Source organism: Nitrospirota bacterium (assembly GCA_016195565.1).
Taxonomy (GTDB): Bacteria; Nitrospirota; Thermodesulfovibrionia; order Thermodesulfovibrionales; family UBA1546; genus UBA1546.
The window spans coordinates 145,302-163,696 of record JACPZK010000017.1 but is presented as its reverse complement, the minus strand read 5'-3'; the positions used below and the strand labels follow the sequence as shown (position 1 = coordinate 163,696).

Genomic DNA, 18,395 nt, shown 5'->3' with positions numbered 1-18,395 from the left:
CCTACAGGATAAAATACAATACCTATAGGCCGCATGAGGCGCTGGGATATGATATCCCGGCTAATTATTATAAACTTGAAAATCTGGTGGGACTAACTTTAAACTCGAAATAGTTGTTCCGAAAAAGTCGAGCAGGACAACAATAGGCATAGATTTTACATTTTAAAGTTATCTTCCATTCTTTAAGGTTTTCCAGATAATAAAGATAATCTTCGTCATCTGCAAAGACCACCTGCCTATTGTGGCCTCTCTGGATTATATGATGAGGATATTCGGTCAAAACAACTCTTGCTATCCGTGGCATAAGACATCTTACTCATATCGCTTTTCTCTGTCAATAAATAAATCTGTCCCCTTTTCTTTTTTCCTTGCTTTTCTTTTTTCTTGATAATATTTTTAATTTCTGGGTTGATTTAAATTATGGCAAAGAAGATTTTAAAGCTAAAATGCTATATTCTGCCTTCTTTAATGAGAGCTAATATTATTTTCTGGCAATTTTCTGCTGCTGTTTTGATATCCCATTTACTCCTGTCCCTGTCCTCAACAATATTGCTTATACCTCTTATTTCAAGCATCGGAATTCCATACATCGCGCAGACATGCGCAACAGCCGCGCCCTCCATATTTTCGCAGATTGCATTGAATCGCTTTTCAATCTCTCTTGCCCTTCTGCCTGTGCCGGTAACAGTAGATACGGTAACAAATGCATCGGTTTCTATATTAGTTGAAAGTTGAGAGTTGAAAGTTAAAAGTTTCGCCGATTCAAAAGCTTTTTTTACAATCCCATTCTGGAGCGGAAATTCATTGAAGTATTTTTTCCTGCCTTTCTTTAATAAAGGTATCCCAATTGCATCAGCTTTATGAAATCCGTCTTTCAGCCAGAGCCCTTCATCACCGTATATCTCCTTGTCTGCAATCGCTATATCCCCTGTCCTGAGATTCGCCGAAGGATAGGCGCCGCCGATCCCAAAGTTTATCACAGCGGATGGAGAAAATTTTTCGATGAGAAGGGTTGCTGCGTGCGCGGCATTGGCCTTGCCGATGCCTGAGATGATATGAATGATATTTGTCTTTCCGATCTTCCCCTGATAAACAGGCAGCGCTAAACTTTTACCTCTAATCCTTCTGAGAGTTTTTAAGACAGCCCTGCTCTCTTTTTCTGTTGCTGATATCAGGCCTATACGTTTATTCAAAGATTACCTCCTGCCAAGATTTAAACCTTTATCCGTCATCCGATTTTACCATCACTGCTTTTGAAAAAACAAAGTAAAAAGTGTTAAATTAAAGAAACAAAGGAGACTGATGATTATGCAGAGAGTTCCCATGACGCGCGAAGGCTATCAGAAACTTCAGGAAGAACTTGATAGACTCCTGAAAGTAGAAAGGCCTAAAAATATTCAGGCAATAGCAGAGGCGCGCGCACACGGAGATCTTTCGGAAAACGCAGAATACCACGCTGCAAAAGAAAAACAGTCCTTCATGGAAGGGAGGATACAGGAACTTAAGGCAAAATTAGCCCTGGCTGAAATAATTGACCCTTCAAAGATAAATCAATCAAAGGCAGCTTTTGGCGCCAAGGTAAAGGTGCTGGACACAGCAGCAGATGAAGAATATATTTTTATGCTTGTAGGCCCTGACGAGGCAGATGTTAAGAGCGGGAAAATATCCATAAGCTCGCCTGTAGGCAGGGCCTTGATAGGTAAAGAGGTGGGCGATACAGCAATGATTAAGGCGCCTGCAAGAACAATGGAATACGAGATATTAGAGATAACCTTTGAGTAAATACATAAGAGCAAAAATAACAGAAAACACTCCTGTAAACAAAGGCCACAATCTTCTTGTCCTGAGTTCTGATAATATTCAGCAGCATCCGCTTCCGGGCCAATTTTATATGATCGGAACTGATTTTTCCTATGACCCATTACTCAAGCGTCCCTTCAGCATCTTTAGAGAAACATCATCCGCCGAAGGCGGAGAACTGCAGTTTCTCTACAGAATCAAAGGCAAAGGTACTGAAAGAATGAAAGAGATGAAAAAGGGAGACACCGTAAACTTGTTCGGGCCGTTAGGTAATGGATACCCGATGCCGGGCAAAAACTTTACTCCCGTTCTCATTGCAGGAGGTATAGGAATTGCGTCGCTATTCCCTCTTGCAGAGAAACTTTCAGGGAATATCCATTTTTTCTACGGGGCAAGGACAAGCGGTGAACTGCTCATGCTTAACGAATTAAAGGGGCTTGTTAAAAAGGAATTGATAATCAGCGCTGATGACGGCTCCGAAGGCAGGAAAGGAACGGTTGTAGATGCTTTAAATGTTTTCTTAACTTCTAACCCTCAACTTTTAACTTCTAACTTTTTGTTATATGCCTGCGGCCCATCACCAATGCTTGAGGCTGTCTCTAAATTTGCCGCAGAAAAAGGAATCAAAGGCTATATCTCTATGGAGGAAAACATGGCATGCGGTGTCGGAGCATGTCTGGGATGCGCGGTAAAAACAAAAAAAGGCTATAAAAGGGTATGCAAAGAAGGGCCTGTCTTTGAGATTGGTGAAATTGTATGGTAGCGCAAAATTATTATGCAACTTTGCTTGTTTGTCATTGCGAGCAAAGCGAAGCAATCTCGCCATTAAAGATTGCCACGTCGCTTACGCTCCTCGCAATGACGAATAACGAACCACTATGAATCTTACGGTAAACATAGGAAAGCTGAAACTTAAAAACCCTGTTATGACCGCATCAGGGACCTTCGGCTATGGTGAGGAATACTCTGAATTTGTTGACCTCAACAAGCTCGGAGCAGTTGTTGTAAAAGGACTTTCCCTTTTACCCAGAGAAGGTAATCCCCCGCCTCGTATCGTAGAGACGCCTGCAGGGATGCTCAATGCCATTGGACTTCAGAACATAGGCATAGAAAATTTTATAAGAGAAAAACTTTCTTTTCTAAGACAATTTGATACATCTGTAATAGTTAATTTTTTTGGTGATTCCATTGACGAATATGCAAAAGCAGCAGAGAGATTAAGCGCTGTGGATGGAATACACGGACTTGAGATGAATATATCATGTCCTAATAAAGAAGCTGACTGGCGTATTTTCGGTACAGACCCAAAGGGGACTTTTGAGGTTGTCAGCGCAGTTCGGAAGGTGACAGATCTCACTCTTATTGTAAAGCTCTCACCTAATGTGACCGACATCGCACTTATGGCAAAGGTGGCAGAAGATGCAGGGGCTGATGCTGTTTCTCTGATAAACACCATTACGGGAATGGCTATTGATATAAAAACAAAGAGGCCAAGACTCGGAAACATAACAGGCGGGCTGTCAGGCCCCGCGATAAAACCAATTGCCGTTAGAATGGTCTATGAGACATTCAGGGCAGTTAAAATACCTGTTATCGGCATGGGCGGAATAATGAACTCCTCTGATGCCATTGAATTCCTGCTTGCAGGCGCAACAGCAGTCGCAGTCGGAACCGCAAATTTTATAAATCCATCCGCAACCAATGATATAATTAAAGGCATAGAATCCTTTATGGCAGAGAACAACATAACTGATTTAAACGAACTTACAGGCGGAATAAAGTCACCACAGATAGAGATGGAGGCATCAGGTGCAGAATAATCCGATCATAACCCTTACATCCGACTTCGGTTATAAAGACCCGTTTGTAGGGATGATGAAAGGCGTAATATTATCAATCAACCCTCTGGCAAAGATAATTGATATTACACACGGCATAAGCCCGCACAACATAAAAGAGGCTGCGCTTACAATCGGCATGAGCCACAGTTTCTTCCCGCCTAAAACAGTTCATGTCGTGGTTGTTGATCCCGGCGTCGGTTCAAGCAGGCGGCCGATACTTGTCATAACAGACCATGCTTATTTCATAGGCCCTGATAACGGCGTGTTCTCTCTGATATACAACTCAAAAAATGAAACTCTTAAGGTAATTCATCTTACATCAGAGCATTATTTTATGCCCGACAAAGGCCCGACATTTCACGGCAGGGATATATTTTCCCCTGCTGCCGCTTGGCTTACAAAAGGCATAGAGTCGGTAAACTTCGGAGAAGCAATTACCGATTATGTAACCCTGCATTTTCCGTCTGCATCACGGCCTGAAGAAAAGGCTGTAGAAGGAGAAGTCATATACATAGACCGTTTTGGCAATGCTATAACCAATATAAAGGCATTGGATTTGAACATGCTCTACGGCATCAATCCCGAGGGGAAAATAAAGATTATTGTAAAGGAAAGGCATACAGAACTTAGAAGCCACTATTCACAAGTTCCGGATAAAGGACTTTATGCCTTGGTAAACAGCACAGAATATCTTGAACTCTTCACTTACAAGGGCAATGCTTCTTCGGTATTTGATATTAAGGTAGGGGATGTTGTAAGAGTCATACTGTCTGACGTGAAGTAATCCCTTAAAGATTCCACTTTGAAGATTTGAAATATTTCTCTTATTTGTCTGTATAGATTAAATCTCAATTATCACAGCGTCTTCGTCGCATTCAGGAAAGCGGGGACATCTGAGGCAGTCTCCCCATATCTTCTGCGGGAGTTTTGACTTATCAATACCCTTAAAGCCGTTCTTCAGGAAAAACGCAGGCTGATAAGTGAGAGCAAACACCCTTTTTATGCCGAGTCCTTTTGCCTCCCTGAGACATATTTTCAAAAGCCTGTTTCCTATCCCCTTGCCCCTTGATCCTTCTGCAACCGCAAGCGACCTTATCTCCGCAAGGTCATCCCATAATATGTGAAGCGCGCATACTCCTTTTATCCGGCCTCTGTCTTCGCACACAAAAAGATCGCGGATGCTTTCATAGAGGTCATTTAAAGAACGCGGCAGCATCTCCTCTTTTTTTGCAAATTCATTGATAAGCCGCTGAACCTCTCTGATGTCAGATATTTTTGCTTTTCTTATCTTCAATATATCTCCGGCCCTTTACTATCGCCTCTTTGTTTGCGCCAAGAGCCTTTTTCCTTTTCTGAGGGGTAAGCTCTTCAAGCGCATTGACTGCGGATTCTTCTTTTATTATCCCTGTCTGCGCAAGCAAGGCGCTGAGCATTACCATGTTGGCGCATTTCGTGCCTCCAATTGAGGCAGCTATTTCACTTGCAGGGACGTCAACAACGCGCACATCAGAGCGCAGTTCAGGTTTTTTTATGAGAGACGAATCAAATATTAAAATTCCGCCCTTCTTCAGCCTCGGCTGAAATTTATCAAGAGATGCCTCGTTCATTACTATAAGGATTTCAGGATTCCTAACAACCGGAGAGCCTATCATCTCGTCAGAGATAATCACAGTGCAGTTTGCAGTGCCGCCGCGCACCTCAGCGCCATAAGAAGGAAACCATGTAACTTCCCTGCCCTCGAGCATACCGCTGTACGCAAGCAGTTTGCCGAGGAACAGGATGCCCTGCCCTCCGAATCCTGCTACCATTATCTTATGTTCCAAAAGCATACCCCCTATGACTCGCCATATTTATCCTTAAATGTACCAAGAGGGAAAACAGCCATCATCTCAGAGCGCATCCAGTCTATGGACTCCTCAGCGGACATTCCCCAGTCAATTGGACACGGCGACAGGATTTCCACAAAACTGAATCCCTTGCCCTCCATCTGATACCTGAATGCCTTTTCAACATCTTTCTTTGTCGTCATAAGATTTTTTACAGAGTCAACCGAAGTCCTTGCAATAAACGAAACGCCCTCAATAGTTGCAAGCATTTCAGAAACACGCAGAGGATAACCTGATGTCTTAACATTTCTGCCCCTCGGCGTGGTGGTAGTCTTTTGCGAGATAAGCGTTGTCGGAGCCATCTGTCCGCCTGTCATACCGTATGTGGCATTGTTTACAAAGAACACAGTTAAGTTCTCGCCCCTGTTTGCGGCATGGATTATCTCCGCAGTGCCGATTGCGGCAAGGTCCCCGTCACCCTGATATGAAAATATTACTTTGTCAGGCATAACCCGTTTCAGCCCTGTCGCTGCCGCAGGGGGCCTTCCGTGCGCCACCTCAAGAATATCAAAGTTGAAATAGTCATAAGCAAAAACAGCGCATCCGACAGGCGCAATCCCTACAACTTTATCCCTGATATTAAGATTGTCTATACACTCTGCAATAATCCTGTGTATCAGGCTGTGCCCGCAGCCCGGGCAGAACCTGAAAGGCACGGATTTAAGGCTTACCGGTCTTTTAAATACCTGTTCCATAAAGTTTAAATTATGAGACCCTTTCAGAAAGTTTTATTAGTACACCCTCAAGCAGTCCGTTGTCACTCACAAGAATATTATCAAATCCGAATAATTCCATGATATTAATTGTAAAGAGTATGCCTGGGATAATCAAGTCTGCCCTTTCCGGCTCAAGTCCAATCATCTTTTTTCTCTCACTGAGAGGAATACTTATAAGTCTCCCTGAAATATCATAGAGTTTTTCTAAAGAGATATTGTGCCTGTGGATTTTTTCATGGCCGTAACTCTCAAGCCCAATATCAATAGATGCAGTCGTTGTAATTGTTCCTGCTGTTCCGATAAAAACTGTCCTGTTGCTTATGAGAGGCCCTATCTTAGTTTTAAGTCCGCTTAAGACAGTATCTAATTCTTTTTTCAGCGAGGCAATATCAGATTTTGATGGAGGGTCAGATTTTATGTGCTTGTCAAAGAGTTTTACAACGCCTGTCGGAATCGTCCCCAGTTCAGCAGGGTATGAATTCCGGCAGAAAATCCATTCAGCGCTTCCGCCGCCGATGTCAATAATAAAAGACGAATCCGTCTCCGGCAGGTCAAACATAACACCCCGCGCTGTAAGTTCAGCCTCTTCTTCGCCTGAAATCACTTCTATATTTATTCCTGTTTCCGATAAAACCCTCCTCATGAATTCTTCTGAATTTCCAGCCTCTCTTAATGCGCTTGTGCCGACGGCTCTTATATGCGAAATACCGTAAGCCGAAATAATATCTGAAAAAACCTTCAGGACAGATACTGATTTTTCCATGTTGTCAGGATTCAGCAATCCTGTCTCGCCAATGCCTGCGGCAAGACGGGTAATTACCATCTCGCATCTCATACGCACAATCTTCTGCCCTTCTATCATACCGACTAATAGCCTGAGCGTATTAGAACCGATGTCTATGGAGGCCAAGGGAGGCATGGATTATTATAACGTATGGTGTTTTGGAAAATAGAGACATTTATAATGAACAATCTCTGCAAATCATAAACTGGAACTGTTCCCTGATAACATCTTTATAAATACCCTCGTAAGAACAGGGTCAAATAATTCACCGCTTTTATCATGCATAAACCTTAAGGCATTTTCAGGGCTATAGACAGTCCGTTTATATACCTTTCCAGAGATGAGCGCATCATAGTAATCAGCTATAGTTATAATCCTGCTAAAGATATTCGGTGTTCTTTTCTTTGTGAGGTCAGGATAACCGGTTCCGTCATAGTTTATATGATGTTCTAAAGATACAAGCATAGCGATGACTGATATATCACTGAGGTCTTTTGCCCTTATCAGTATTCTCACACCATCTACAGGATGTCTCATTATAAGCTCCAATTCCTTTGGATTAAGCTCTGAGGGCTTATTTAAAATTGAGCGGGGGATCTCAGCCTTTCCTATATCATGAAAGATTGCAGCTATCCCGAGGCTGCTTAACTGATTCTTCGGGAGACTGATTCTCCTGCCAATTGCTATTGAAAATATAGCGGTATTCAACATGTGATTGTATAAATAATTTTCAAAGTTCTTAAGGGTCGTAAATCCCAGGAGATGGGTCTCATCTTTTAGAATATTGTCAACCATTGCATGAATAACCCTTTTGACCGTTCTTATGTTTATCGGTTTTCCTCTCCTTGCAGAACCGTCAAGCTCTTTAACAGCAGAAAGTCCTATGGTATATAATCTTGTCGCAACTTCTCTGGCATCGCTCATATCCAGAGAGTCTTTTTTTTCAAAAAAGAGGGGCCCTCCTATAGAGATGCCTTTTGTCAGTTTGCTTTCAAGCAATGACTGTATCTCAGACGCCTCAACTCCGCCTTTGATAGAATATGCAAGATATATCAGGTCATCGCTTTGAAGCGGCGCCTTGAATGCGAGAACACCTATCTTCCTTTTTTTAAACTCTCCCGCAAGGAATTCAAAATTATCAACATCTGATAAGGATGCCTTTACCCTTACATCCTCAATAAAGAATGACCCTTCGACCAGCTTAAGACTCAATGTCCCTTCTTCACCGAGCAATGGTTCCAGGTCTGAAAGAAGCCTTGCTGCGGCATTAATCATAGCCTCATTTATTGAACCGTGAATACCTGTCAGCTTTACAAGGATTGAGAGGTGGTTTACTATCAACCTCCCGTATCTTGCAACACTCTCCTTAAATGCATCATCGCTTTTTCTATCTTTCATCTAACACCTGTCCTTGCAAGCGATTTTTTACAGGCCTCACTCAAGAGTCCTTCCTTCTCACGCATCCCTTTTTCAAGAAGCATAATAGACTCTCTGGTGCCGAGGATTCCAAGACCATACGCAGCGCACGCCCTCAGCTCTTCTGTTTCTGTCTTTCTGAACAATCCCTTTTTTTTAAAAAACTCAGAGAGTATCGGGAATGCCATATCCCTGCCTGTCTCTGCTAAGGCCTCAAACAACTCTCTCTTTTCAGTGAAAGGCCTTTCTTTTAAATCACCTGCTAATATCCTCTCTTTTACAATATCAAACAACTTCTTATCACCAAATCTTCTTAATATCTTTAAAGCGCTGGTTCTTATGCCTGCATCACTATCTCTCAGGGCAATCATAAACGGGCCCTTTATCTCTTCTGTGCCTATGGAATCCAGCGCCTTTACAGCCTCTTTTCTTACCCTGAGTTCAGGATGGGTCAGTGTGCCTTCTATGTATTTTATCGCTGCAGGGTTCTTTATAATGCCGAGTATCATTAAGATATTTCTGACAAGATACCATCTCTTATCATGAATGCCGCCGGCAAATAGCTCTACAGCCTGTTTACCTATGACAGACAGGATATTGCAGAGGTATCTTCTCGTCTTTCTGTCCTCAAGTTCTCCAAGAATGTTCAGGAGAGACCGGATTGCATTTTTATTAAGAAGAAGCATATATGCCTGAACACTATCAAGATTCTTATCCCCGGTAAAGAGTTTTCTGAGCTTATCTTCGCTGCCTGCCCTGTCAATGACATCATCAATTATTTTTTTATGTTCGGATGAAATTTCAGATCCGCGTATATCTATTAATCTGCTGAGGATCTCTGTAACTTTCTCTATTGAGTCTTTTTCAAGCAGAACATCTATCATTTTCCCAATGTTCCTCGTAAACTCTTTAAAGCCTTCTATATCGCTTTCTGTTGTCATAAGTTCTAAAAATAATTCTGTTGCCTCAGAGAGCAAGACGTCACCCTCAAATCTCTGTATCTCGTGCTGTAAAGTATTCAGCTCGTCAGCATTTAGAGGCGCTGCCTCAAAGTCAATCACAGAAGGAGCCAGAACAGCATCCATATACACAGCGCCCATTGGAGCTAATTCATCTCCTGCTTCCTCCATGAGCAGTTCGCTGTCAACAGGCAATTCCTCTTCAATAAATCCTTCTGAAACAGAATAGCTGATATGTTCAATATTCTTTTCCCACAGAAGTGTTACAACGTCATCCTCAAGATTATGACCTTCTGATACCGCTTTAAAAATATCTACAAAACTTATCAGTTCTTTTAAGGTTATTCCCCTGTAAAAGCATATCTCTCTTATACCATCCACAAATAACATGAGTGCAATGTTATCAGTTCTGTCTTCATTGTGGAAAACCTCTTTTCCGTTTAACAACAGTGAAAACTGCTCTACTGTAAGGGGAAGCGAATCGTGTATCTCAAAAAAGGAATTAAATTTCTCAAGGAGTTCTGCGGCAAACTTTTGATATATGGGATTGTTAGGCAGGTAAGCCTTAAAGGTCTTGAAGGTTTTTGTCATGGACTTGAAGATCTCGCCTGCAAGGATTAAATCTTTTTCTTCCATATCATCCATGTCTCTCGTCCCCCGGTGCTGACAAACCCTGTTTTTATATAAGCATGAAACACATATTAATTTCAACTATTGACACCTGCATAACAAATGTCTTCCGAAGCTGTCACTCCCGCTTGTCGGGAGTCCATCCGTAAGAAAGATTCCGGACAAGCCGGAATGACAAGGACAAATAGGACATTATTAATGTATGTATCATTATTTATTCTATTAAAACGAGTTGCCTCGGTAATTCATAAGTATTGCATTAATGGCGCGATGAAACTTAAAATACCCTATGAACTCCCATATCCAGCAATTCCTGCGCTATCTTGAAATAGAAAAGGGCGTGTCCCTTCACACACTCAGGGCCTACAGGAAAGACCTTGGGGCCTTCTCCAATCACGTCAAGTCAAGGGCAAAGGACATAGAGCTGAATGACATCAGAGGGTTTGTTGCCGAAGAGATAAATTCAGGGCACAAAAAGACCACCGCAGGCAGAAGGCTCGCGGCAGTAAGGTCATTTCTGAAATTTCTTTACCGTGAAGGATATATAAAAGCAAATCCCGCAAAACTCGTCCCTACGCCAAAACTGCCGAAAATGCTGCCGAAATTTCTCTCTGTAGATGATGTATTCTCTCTCGTGGAAAAACCGGAAGGAATAGGTTTCCTGCCCGCAAGGGACAGGGCCATCCTTGAACTCCTGTATTCAAGCGGCCTTCGCGTAAGCGAGCTCTCAGGGCTGAATGCTGATGACATAAATACAAGAGAGGGACTCGTTAAGGTTAAAGGCAAGGGGAAAAAAGAGCGGATAGTTCCCGTAGGCAGAAAGGCATTAGAGGCAATGAAGACATATTTCATTGAAAGAGTTTTGCTTAAAAAGAAAGACGGAGCTTTTTTCCTTAACAGAAACGGCGCAAGATTGACAGACAGGAGTGTAAGACGTATAGTAATTAAGTATGCAAAGGCAATCGGTGTTAACAGCCGCATAGGGCCGCATACTCTCAGGCATACCTTTGCAAGCCATCTTCTTCAGGGCGGCGCAGACCTGAGAGTGATTCAGGAGCTTTTAGGACATTCATCTTTGTCAACAACACAGAAATATACGCATCTGGACATAACGCATCTGATGGATACTTATGACAAGGCGCATCCGCTTGCAAAAGATAAAAAGTGAGAAGTTAAAAGTTGAAAGTTGAAAGCTAAGGAGTAACTATGTTTAAGGGAACAACGATATTATGCGTGAGGCGTGACGGAAAAGTTGCCATTGCCGGAGACGGCCAGGTGACAATGGGCAATACTGTCTTGAAACACAATGCAAAAAAGGTAAAGACAATGTACGACAATAAAATCATTGCAGGTTTTTCAGGCGCAACAGCAGATGCATTCACTTTGTTTGAAAGATTTGAGGCAAAGATTGAATCATACCGGGGCAATATCAAAAGGGCTGCTGTAGAGCTTGCAAAAGACTGGAGAACGGATAAGATTTTACGGAGACTTGAGGCGCTTTTGATCATTGCCGATAAGGAACATACATTTATAATCTCAGGCACAGGCGATGTTATTGAGCCTGAGGACGGGGTTGCTGCAATCGGTTCAGGAGGACCCTACGCACAGGCAGCAGCAAAGGGGCTTTTTGAAAATACAAATCTCTCCGCAAGAGAGATAGTTGAAAAATCAATGAAGATTGCATCTAATATATGCATATACACAAATGATAATCTGACAATAGAGGAATTACAATAGTATTTTACTATTTGTCATTCCGAGCAAAGCAACGGAATCTCGTCGTAAGATTGCTTCGGGACATATGTCCCTCGCAATGACAACATATGGGAGTTAGAATGGAAAATCTCACGCCAAGAAAAATAGTAGAAGAGCTTGATAAGTATATCATAGGCCAGCACAGGGCAAAAAAGGCAGTTGCAATCGCTTTAAGAAATAGGTGGCGGAGGCTGCAGCTTTCCCCTGAACTGAAAGACGAGGTGCTTCCCAAAAATATAATTATGATCGGGCCGACAGGCGTCGGAAAAACAGAGATTGCAAGACGCCTCGCAAGGCTTGCACATGCGCCGTTCCTAAAGATTGAAGCCTCGAAGTTTACAGAGGTAGGCTATGTAGGCAGGGACGTTGAATCAATGATCAGGGACCTTACAGAAATCTCGCTTAACATGGTTAAGTCAGAACATATAGAGAAGATCAAGGAAAAGGCTGAATCTCTTGCGGAAGAAAGGCTCCTTGACGTTCTGCTTCCTTCCCCAAGGTCTGCCTCAGGCCGCCCCGGGCGACTCGCCGAGGAGAGCGGACGGGGCATAAGCATTGACGATGAGGAGAAAGAAAAGTATAAAGAGACGAGAGAGCGGCTCAGGCAGCAGCTTAAAGAAGGCAAGCTCGACAACAGATATGTGGATGTAGAGGTAAGAGAAAAGGTAATGCCTTTCGGCGTAATCTCAAACGTAGGGCTTGAAGAGCTTGAGATAAACCTGAAAGAGATGCTCGGAGGGTTAATCCCTGACAAGGCAAAGAAAAAAAAAGCCAAGGTGCCGGAGGCATTAAGAATGCTCGTGCAGGAAGAGGCAAACAAACTAATTGATATGGACACGGTAACAAAAGAGGCTATTGAGAGGGTCCAGCAAACAGGGATTATTTTTATAGACGAGATTGATAAGGTTGCGAGCAGGGGACATGCTCACGGCCCGGACGTGTCAAGGGAAGGCGTCCAGAGAGACCTGCTCCCTGTTGTTGAAGGCACAACACTAACAACAAAGCACGGCCCGGTGAAAACAGAGCATATACTCTTCATAGCGGCCGGAGCCTTCCATATGTCAAAACCCTCAGACCTCATCCCCGAACTTCAGGGAAGATTTCCTATCAGGGTTGAGCTTGACCCTCTTGGAAAAGACGAATTTGTGAGGATTCTTACAGAACCCCATAATGCTCTCACAAAGCAGTACACAGCGCTACTTGCAACAGAAAATGTAGAGATAAATTTCAGGAAAGATGCTGTGGAGGAGATAGCAGACATTGCGGCAACTGTCAATGAGAGGACAGAAAACATAGGCGCAAGAAGGCTTCATACAGTGCTTGAAAAACTCCTTGAGGATATATCCTTTGAGGCGCCTGAAAAAAAGAACGGCAAACTTCCGATAGACAGGGAATATGTGAGAGCCAAACTCGCTGATATTGTGAAGGATGAAGACCTGAGCAGGTATATACTGTAATGCAAATTTAAAATGAAAAGTGAAAAATTAAAAATTAAGAAGTTCCTTTACTTTGCATTTTTATTTTTAAATTTTACATTTTTCTTGGTTTCATGCGGTGCGCCGAGATACGGATACTACGAAGATTCCAAATACGAAACCCAGCCAAAAGAAAGCCCTAAAGAGACGCAGGCGACTTTAGAGGCAAAATATATGGTTGCCTCATGGTATGGGCCTGATTTCCATGGAAAGCTGACATCATCAGGTGAGCCTTACAATATGTATGCAAATACATGCGCGCATAAGGAATATCCTTTCGGTACAAAGTTGAAGGTGACAAACATCGCAAATAACAAGAACGTGGAGTGCACTGTGAATGACAGAGGGCCGTTTATTCCTGGAAGGGACTTGGACCTCTCCTACTCCTGTGCAAAGGAGCTTGAATTAATAGGAACGGGAACCGGAAAAGTAAGAATTGAACCCCTCGGAAGGGACATGCGGTATATAAAATATATAAAGTACTCGCCAACTGGCGGCAACGGGCCCTTTACAATACAGATAGGCTCCTACAAAGACCTGTCAAATGCTACACGCATGAAGGCATCTCTGGAATTTAAATACAGCAAGGTCTATATAACAGAGGCGGAAATCAGCGGGAGTAAATACTACAGGGTCAGGGTCGGCAAGTTCAATTCAAAAGACGATGCATACACCCTCGCAAAGGCCCTTGCAGATGAGGGATATAACACGCTGATTGCGCCTTATGAGGAGAGGATATAAAATCCGGCATGAAAAAACTTGATGAGGTTATTAAATTTCACGGCCACATCTGCCCCGGACTTGTTCTCGGATACAGGGCATCTGCGTTTGCACTGAAAGAACTCGGCAGAAAATCAATAGACGAGGAGATAGTTGCAATAGTTGAGAACAACTCATGCGCTGTTGATGCTGTTCAGGCTATGACGGGCTGCACATTCGGAAAAGGCAATCTCATTTTCAAAGATTACGGCAAACAGGTTTATACATTTATAAAAAGGCCTTCAGGAAAGGCAGTTAGAATATCAATTGACTGGACGCCTCCGCCTGAAACAGAAAAACAAAAAGAGATGTGGCAAAAATACATGAAAGGCGTCCGTTCAAAAGAAGTTCTAAAAGCAGTCCACCTGAGAAAATCAAAGAAAATAGAATCCATCTTAAAGACGGCTGATAGGGATTTGTTTAAAATAAAACACCTGAAGATGCCGCTGCCTGATGAGGCAAAGATATATCCGAGCGTCAGATGTGAGATATGCAAAGAGAAGACAATGGAGCCGAGGCTGAGGGTAAAAAACGGGAAGACGATCTGCATTCCTTGCTTTGAAAGGTAGAACTGGTTTAATATTTTCCGTAGGTGATTATGAGGAGCAATCATGAAAAAACTTATTGAAAAAGCAAACATACTCATTGAGGCTTTGCCGTATATCAGGAATTTTTCAGGGAAAACGTTTGTAATCAAATACGGCGGAGCCGCACAGACAGAAGAGCATCTAAAAGATTCATTCGCTCAGGACATAGCGCTCTTAAGTTTCATCGGGATCCATCCTGTGATTGTGCACGGCGGGGGGCCAAAGATAAGCTCCACGATGGAGAAGATGGGCAAGAAACCGAAATTTATCCAGGGCCAGCGCGTTACAGACGAAGAGACAATGGACATAGTTGAGATGGTTCTCGGCGGGCTTGTCAATAAAGAGATAGTCTCTATGGTAAACAAGCACGGAGGCAAAGCCATAGGCCTGAGCGGAAAAGACGGAGACCTTATAAAGGCAAAGAAAAAACTCATGAAAAAGACCTCGCAAAAAACAGGGGTTGAAGAGCTGATTGACCTCGGGCTTGTAGGCGAGGTAACAGACATAAACTCACAGGCGCTTAAAAGCCTTGAAAAAGAAGGTTTCATCCCTGTCATCTCTCCGATAGGCATTGGAGAACACGGCGAGACACTTAATATTAATGCGGACTATGTTGCATTTTCAATAGCGGCAAAACTCAAGGCAGAGAAACTCATACTCCTCACAGACGTGCCGGGCATTAAGGATAAAAAAGGAAATATAATCTCAACTCTTTCTCAAAAACAGATAAAGAAACTTGTCTCTGAAAGCACAATATCAGGAGGCATGCTGCCGAAGACTCAGGCGTGCATGAAAGCGCTTGAGGACGGGGTTGCCAAAACTCATATCATTGACGGACGCATCTCGCACTGCCTCTTGCTTGAGATATTCACAAAAGAAGGAATCGGAACAGAGATTGTAAAGTAATCATGGCTAAAGCAAAAACATTTTATCAGTGCCAGGCGTGCGGATATGTGAGCGCAAAGTGGCTCGGGAAATGCCCTGACTGCGGGGAATGGAATACTCTTGTTGAAGAGAAAAAAGAGACCAGGCAGGGAAGAAAATCATCGGGAAGGTCCGAACCCCAGCCCCTGAATACAATCGTCAGCGGAAAAGAAAAACGCACAACAACAGGGATTAAGGAATTTGACAGGGTTTTGGGAGGCGGGGTTGTTGCAGGCTCTGTAATCCTTGTCGGCGGAGACCCCGGAATCGGAAAATCAACTGTCCTTATTCAGACGCTCTCCGGCCTCTCAAAAAAATATGAAAGCGTGCTTTATGTATCCGGCGAGGAATCTCCTGAACAGATAAAACTGAGAGCGGAAAGGCTTTCCGTGGATTCCGGCAAGATACTGCTTCTTGCAGAGACATCGCTTGAGAATATAATTGACACAGCCTCAAAACTAAAACCCGGCGCAATAGTAATTGATTCCATCCAGACAATGTACACAGAGGAGATATTGTCAGCCCCGGGGTCTGTAAGTCAGGTGAGGGAATGCGCGGCAAGGCTGATGTTCTTTGCAAAGAAATCAGCAATCCCCGCCTTTCTTGTCGGGCATGTGACTAAAGAAGGCGCAATTGCTGGCCCGAGAGTTCTTGAACATATAGTTGACACTGTGCTTTATTTTGAAGGAGACAGAGGACATTCTTACAGGATTTTAAGGACTGTTAAAAACCGCTTCGGTTCAACAAATGAGATAGGCGTGTTTGAGATGACAGATTCAGGGCTTTCAGAGATTGAAAATCCCTCTGAATTATTCCTCTCGGAAAGACCGCTTAATGTCTCAGGCTCCACAGTTGTTGCAAGCATGGAAGGGACAAGGCCGCTGATGGTAGAGATTCAGGCTCTGGCCTCGCCGACAACATTCGGAATGCCGAGAAGGACAAGCATTGGAGTTGATTTCAACAGGGTTAATCTTCTGACTGCAGTGCTTGAGAAAAAGGCAGGACTTCAGCTCGGCGGAATGGATATATTTATAAACGTAGTCGGCGGGCTCAAAATAATTGAACCTGCGATTGACCTTGGAATTATAACAACAATAGCTTCATCATTAAAGGACATCCCCATTGATCCTAAGATATTTATGTTCGGCGAGGTGGGCCTTTCAGGCGAAATACGCGCAGTTGCTTATGCAGAGCAGAGGATTAAGGAAGCCGCAAAGATAGGATTCAAAAAAGCGCTCATGTCCGGAACAAACAGCGAGAGGCTGAAGGAATCTTTCGGGCTTGAGATAATGGGAGCAGGAAATGTTGAAGAGGCGCTTGAAAGCATCGGGATACGATAGCAGGTCGGCTATCAGCTATCAGCTATCAGCCATAGGAAGAGCAGCAGAGCAGCAGAGCAGCAGAGCAGCAGGCAAACAAATCACCTGTTATTACTGCGCTACTGCGCTACTGTGCTTCTGCTCTATTGCGCTTCTGCTCTTAACCTCCTGTACTGCAAAGAGAGTTGAACTGCCTGATTACGAAGGCGCTGACATTAAAAAGATTATCACCGAGCGTAGCAGCGTAAAAGGCGTTAACGCAACATTTCATATTGAGTTTGAAAAGAACGACAGCACAATTGCAGGAGATGCCGCACTCACACTTACAGAGAGAACCCTCGATCTGAGGATATACTCTATGGGATTTCTCATGGCAGAGATAAAAGAGACAGACGGGATAATAAAAAGCACCCCTCCCTCTGACAGGAACAAAAATATAATACTGGTAGAAGGGTTAAGAAGCAGCATATTGTGGTGGCTGATAAAAGATTACGAGATTGAAGAGCAAAACAGTAATTATCATATCAGAAATTCAAGCCGGAGGATTGTCATTGATAAAAAAAGCATGCTCCCTGTATCCCAGACAATAGAACTGGACAATGGTAAAGAACTCCGCATTTCTTATGATGAACCTGCAAACAGCAATGGATTCTGGTATCCTTCAAAAATGAAAATAGAATTATCAAAGTATGTTGTAAAACTGCAGATTAAGAGTATCTCCTTTATTCCTCACTCAGCCCAAGGTCAATAGTAACAGTCCTGATAATCGCCTCATCTATGGTATTCGTCTTAAAGAGGAATCCGTTAAGAAGGGCATTGTCGCAGATGGTATTTATCAAACGCGGCACGCCGTTTGAATAACGGTATATAGCCCGCATTGCGTCTTCTGTGAATGGATTTTTCGCAGAACCGGCAATATGCATCCTGTGAACTATATATTCCTTTGTGTTCTCTTCAGAAAACGATTTCAATCTCACCTTTATTGCAACCCTTTGTTTTAACGGCTCGTCAAGGGCCAGCACGCTGTCAAGTTCCGGCAAACCGACAAATATGAAATTCACCATCTTTCCTTCAGGCATCTCCATATTCAGCAGCCCCCTGAACTCCTCCATTATCTCCTTTGATTTCAGCATCTGCATCTCGTCGATGATAACAACCGCTACCTTGCCCTGTTCGCCCAGTTCAAAAAGCCTCTTGTATATCTGGCTGAGAAGTTCTACCTTCTCTTCCTTTAGATCCGTAACGCCGATCTGTATGGCAAGTTTTTTCAGAAGCCAGTCAGAGCTTACCGCTGAATGAATCACAACGAGGAGAACCGCCTCATAAATATTCTCGTCAAGCTCTTCAAGGAGCCTGCGCGCAAGCGTAGTCTTGCCGGCGCCTATGTCTCCTATGACAACAGCCAGCCCTTTCTTTGTATCTATGGCATATTTCAGCCTTACAAGCGCCTCTGAATGCTGTGTGCCCTTATAGTAAAACCTGTTGTCAACAACATTTGAAAACGGATGTTCTTTCAGCTTATAAAACTCAAGATAATCCATAGC

General features: G+C 43.3%; 20 protein-coding genes. 12 read left to right on the top strand and 8 right to left on the bottom strand.

Annotated features, from left to right (window positions below; translation table 11 throughout):
• Positions 1-449: 449 nt before the first annotated feature.
• Positions 450-1,193: a futalosine hydrolase gene (gene mqnB, locus HY035_06445; protein MBI3378020.1), complete on the bottom strand. Its 744-nt coding sequence runs from the start codon at positions 1,191-1,193 to the stop codon at positions 450-452.
• A gap of 112 nt (positions 1,194-1,305) precedes the next feature.
• On the opposite strand from mqnB, the gene greA reads away from it, so the two are divergent.
• The 4 genes from greA (at position 1,306) to HY035_06425 (ending at position 4,425) form a co-directional block, all read left to right on the top strand.
• Positions 1,306-1,782: a transcription elongation factor GreA gene (gene greA, locus HY035_06440; GenBank protein ID MBI3378019.1), complete on the top strand. Its 477-nt coding sequence runs from the start codon at positions 1,306-1,308 to the stop codon at positions 1,780-1,782.
• Positions 1,775-2,563, top strand: coding sequence for a dihydroorotate dehydrogenase electron transfer subunit (locus HY035_06435; protein ID MBI3378018.1), 789 nt, complete (start codon positions 1,775-1,777; stop codon positions 2,561-2,563). The genes greA and HY035_06435 overlap by 8 nt, the downstream gene beginning before the upstream one ends.
• A 115-nt stretch (positions 2,564-2,678) precedes the next feature.
• Positions 2,679-3,620, top strand: coding sequence for a dihydroorotate dehydrogenase (locus tag HY035_06430; protein MBI3378017.1), 942 nt, complete (start codon positions 2,679-2,681; stop codon positions 3,618-3,620).
• Complete coding sequence (locus HY035_06425) at positions 3,610-4,425, top strand: SAM-dependent chlorinase/fluorinase (protein MBI3378016.1); 816 nt, start codon at positions 3,610-3,612, stop codon at positions 4,423-4,425. Before HY035_06430 ends, HY035_06425 begins: the two co-directional genes overlap by 11 nt.
• 57 nt (positions 4,426-4,482) lie before the next feature.
• On the opposite strand, the gene HY035_06420 is transcribed toward HY035_06425, so the two are convergent.
• The 6 genes from HY035_06420 to HY035_06395 all read right to left on the bottom strand — a co-directional run bounded on the left by HY035_06420 (position 4,483) and on the right by HY035_06395 (position 10,047).
• Positions 4,483-4,935 carry an N-acetyltransferase gene (locus HY035_06420; GenBank protein MBI3378015.1) on the bottom strand — a complete coding sequence of 151 codons (453 nt, stop codon included), beginning with the start codon at positions 4,933-4,935 and terminating at the stop codon, positions 4,483-4,485.
• The gene (locus tag HY035_06415; GenBank protein MBI3378014.1) at positions 4,907-5,464 is read right to left on the bottom strand and encodes a 2-oxoacid:acceptor oxidoreductase family protein; all 558 of its coding nucleotides are present in this window, start codon (positions 5,462-5,464) and stop codon (positions 4,907-4,909) included. Before HY035_06415 ends, HY035_06420 begins: the two co-directional genes overlap by 29 nt.
• A gap of 11 nt (positions 5,465-5,475) precedes the next feature.
• Positions 5,476-6,222, bottom strand: a complete 747-nt coding sequence (locus tag HY035_06410; GenBank protein MBI3378013.1) for a 2-oxoglutarate oxidoreductase — start codon at positions 6,220-6,222, stop codon at positions 5,476-5,478.
• A gap of 10 nt (positions 6,223-6,232) precedes the next feature.
• Positions 6,233-7,162 carry a hypothetical protein gene (locus tag HY035_06405; protein MBI3378012.1) on the bottom strand — a complete coding sequence of 310 codons (930 nt, stop codon included), beginning with the start codon at positions 7,160-7,162 and terminating at the stop codon, positions 6,233-6,235.
• A 63-nt stretch (positions 7,163-7,225) separates the two neighbouring features.
• Entirely contained in the window at positions 7,226-8,425 is a 1,200-nt protein-coding gene (locus HY035_06400; GenBank protein MBI3378011.1) for an HD domain-containing protein, read from the bottom strand.
• Complete coding sequence (locus tag HY035_06395) at positions 8,422-10,047, bottom strand: hypothetical protein (GenBank protein MBI3378010.1); 1,626 nt, start codon at positions 10,045-10,047, stop codon at positions 8,422-8,424. The genes HY035_06400 and HY035_06395 overlap by 4 nt, the downstream gene beginning before the upstream one ends.
• A 274-nt stretch (positions 10,048-10,321) precedes the next feature.
• On the opposite strand from HY035_06395, the gene xerC reads away from it, so the two are divergent.
• The 8 genes from xerC to HY035_06355 all read left to right on the top strand — a co-directional run bounded on the left by xerC (position 10,322) and on the right by HY035_06355 (position 17,602).
• The gene (xerC, locus tag HY035_06390) at positions 10,322-11,200 is read left to right on the top strand and encodes a tyrosine recombinase XerC (protein ID MBI3378009.1); all 879 of its coding nucleotides are present in this window, start codon (positions 10,322-10,324) and stop codon (positions 11,198-11,200) included.
• A 38-nt stretch (positions 11,201-11,238) separates the two neighbouring features.
• Positions 11,239-11,769, top strand: coding sequence for an ATP-dependent protease subunit HslV (gene hslV / locus HY035_06385; GenBank protein MBI3378008.1), 531 nt, complete (start codon positions 11,239-11,241; stop codon positions 11,767-11,769).
• A gap of 98 nt (positions 11,770-11,867) precedes the next feature.
• Positions 11,868-13,244 (top strand): ATP-dependent protease ATPase subunit HslU, encoded by a 1,377-nt coding sequence (gene hslU, locus HY035_06380; protein ID MBI3378007.1) that lies wholly within the window; start codon positions 11,868-11,870, stop codon positions 13,242-13,244.
• Between the two features lie 12 nt (positions 13,245-13,256).
• Entirely contained in the window at positions 13,257-14,003 is a 747-nt protein-coding gene (locus HY035_06375; GenBank protein ID MBI3378006.1) for a septal ring lytic transglycosylase RlpA family protein, read from the top strand.
• Between the two features lie 8 nt (positions 14,004-14,011).
• Positions 14,012-14,590 (top strand): TraR/DksA C4-type zinc finger protein, encoded by a 579-nt coding sequence (locus HY035_06370; GenBank protein MBI3378005.1) that lies wholly within the window; start codon positions 14,012-14,014, stop codon positions 14,588-14,590.
• 42 nt (positions 14,591-14,632) lie between these two features.
• Entirely contained in the window at positions 14,633-15,514 is an 882-nt protein-coding gene (argB, locus tag HY035_06365) for an acetylglutamate kinase (protein ID MBI3378004.1), read from the top strand.
• Positions 15,515-15,516: 2 nt separating this feature from the next.
• On the top strand, positions 15,517-16,872 hold the full coding sequence (radA, locus tag HY035_06360; GenBank protein ID MBI3378003.1) for a DNA repair protein RadA: 1,356 nt from the start codon (positions 15,517-15,519) through the stop codon (positions 16,870-16,872).
• Positions 16,835-17,602, top strand: a complete 768-nt coding sequence (locus HY035_06355; protein MBI3378002.1) for a hypothetical protein — start codon at positions 16,835-16,837, stop codon at positions 17,600-17,602. The genes radA and HY035_06355 overlap by 38 nt, the downstream gene beginning before the upstream one ends.
• Here HY035_06355 and HY035_06350 read toward each other — a convergent pair.
• Positions 17,574-18,392, bottom strand: coding sequence for an AAA family ATPase (locus tag HY035_06350; protein ID MBI3378001.1), 819 nt, complete (start codon positions 18,390-18,392; stop codon positions 17,574-17,576). The genes HY035_06355 and HY035_06350 overlap by 29 nt on opposite strands.
• Positions 18,393-18,395 lie beyond the last annotated feature (3 nt).

Coding starts and splice junctions, on each gene's coding strand:
- HY035_06350 (MBI3378001.1), bottom strand. CDS start 18,392: ATGGATTATCTTGAGTTTTATAAGCTGAAAGAACATCCGTTTTCAAAT.
- HY035_06410 (MBI3378013.1), bottom strand. CDS start 6,222: ATGGAACAGGTATTTAAAAGACCGGTAAGCCTTAAATCCGTGCCTTTC.
- xerC (MBI3378009.1), top strand. CDS start 10,322: ATGAACTCCCATATCCAGCAATTCCTGCGCTATCTTGAAATAGAAAAG.
- hslU (MBI3378007.1), top strand. CDS start 11,868: ATGGAAAATCTCACGCCAAGAAAAATAGTAGAAGAGCTTGATAAGTAT.
- hslV (MBI3378008.1), top strand. CDS start 11,239: ATGTTTAAGGGAACAACGATATTATGCGTGAGGCGTGACGGAAAAGTT.
- radA (MBI3378003.1), top strand. CDS start 15,517: ATGGCTAAAGCAAAAACATTTTATCAGTGCCAGGCGTGCGGATATGTG.
- HY035_06375 (MBI3378006.1), top strand. CDS start 13,257: ATGAAAAGTGAAAAATTAAAAATTAAGAAGTTCCTTTACTTTGCATTT.
- argB (MBI3378004.1), top strand. CDS start 14,633: ATGAAAAAACTTATTGAAAAAGCAAACATACTCATTGAGGCTTTGCCG.
- HY035_06405 (MBI3378012.1), bottom strand. CDS start 7,162: ATGCCTCCCTTGGCCTCCATAGACATCGGTTCTAATACGCTCAGGCTA.
- HY035_06355 (MBI3378002.1), top strand. CDS start 16,835: ATGTTGAAGAGGCGCTTGAAAGCATCGGGATACGATAGCAGGTCGGCT.
- HY035_06395 (MBI3378010.1), bottom strand. CDS start 10,047: ATGGATGATATGGAAGAAAAAGATTTAATCCTTGCAGGCGAGATCTTC.
- HY035_06430 (MBI3378017.1), top strand. CDS start 2,679: ATGAATCTTACGGTAAACATAGGAAAGCTGAAACTTAAAAACCCTGTT.
- HY035_06400 (MBI3378011.1), bottom strand. CDS start 8,425: ATGAAAGATAGAAAAAGCGATGATGCATTTAAGGAGAGTGTTGCAAGA.
- HY035_06370 (MBI3378005.1), top strand. CDS start 14,012: ATGAAAAAACTTGATGAGGTTATTAAATTTCACGGCCACATCTGCCCC.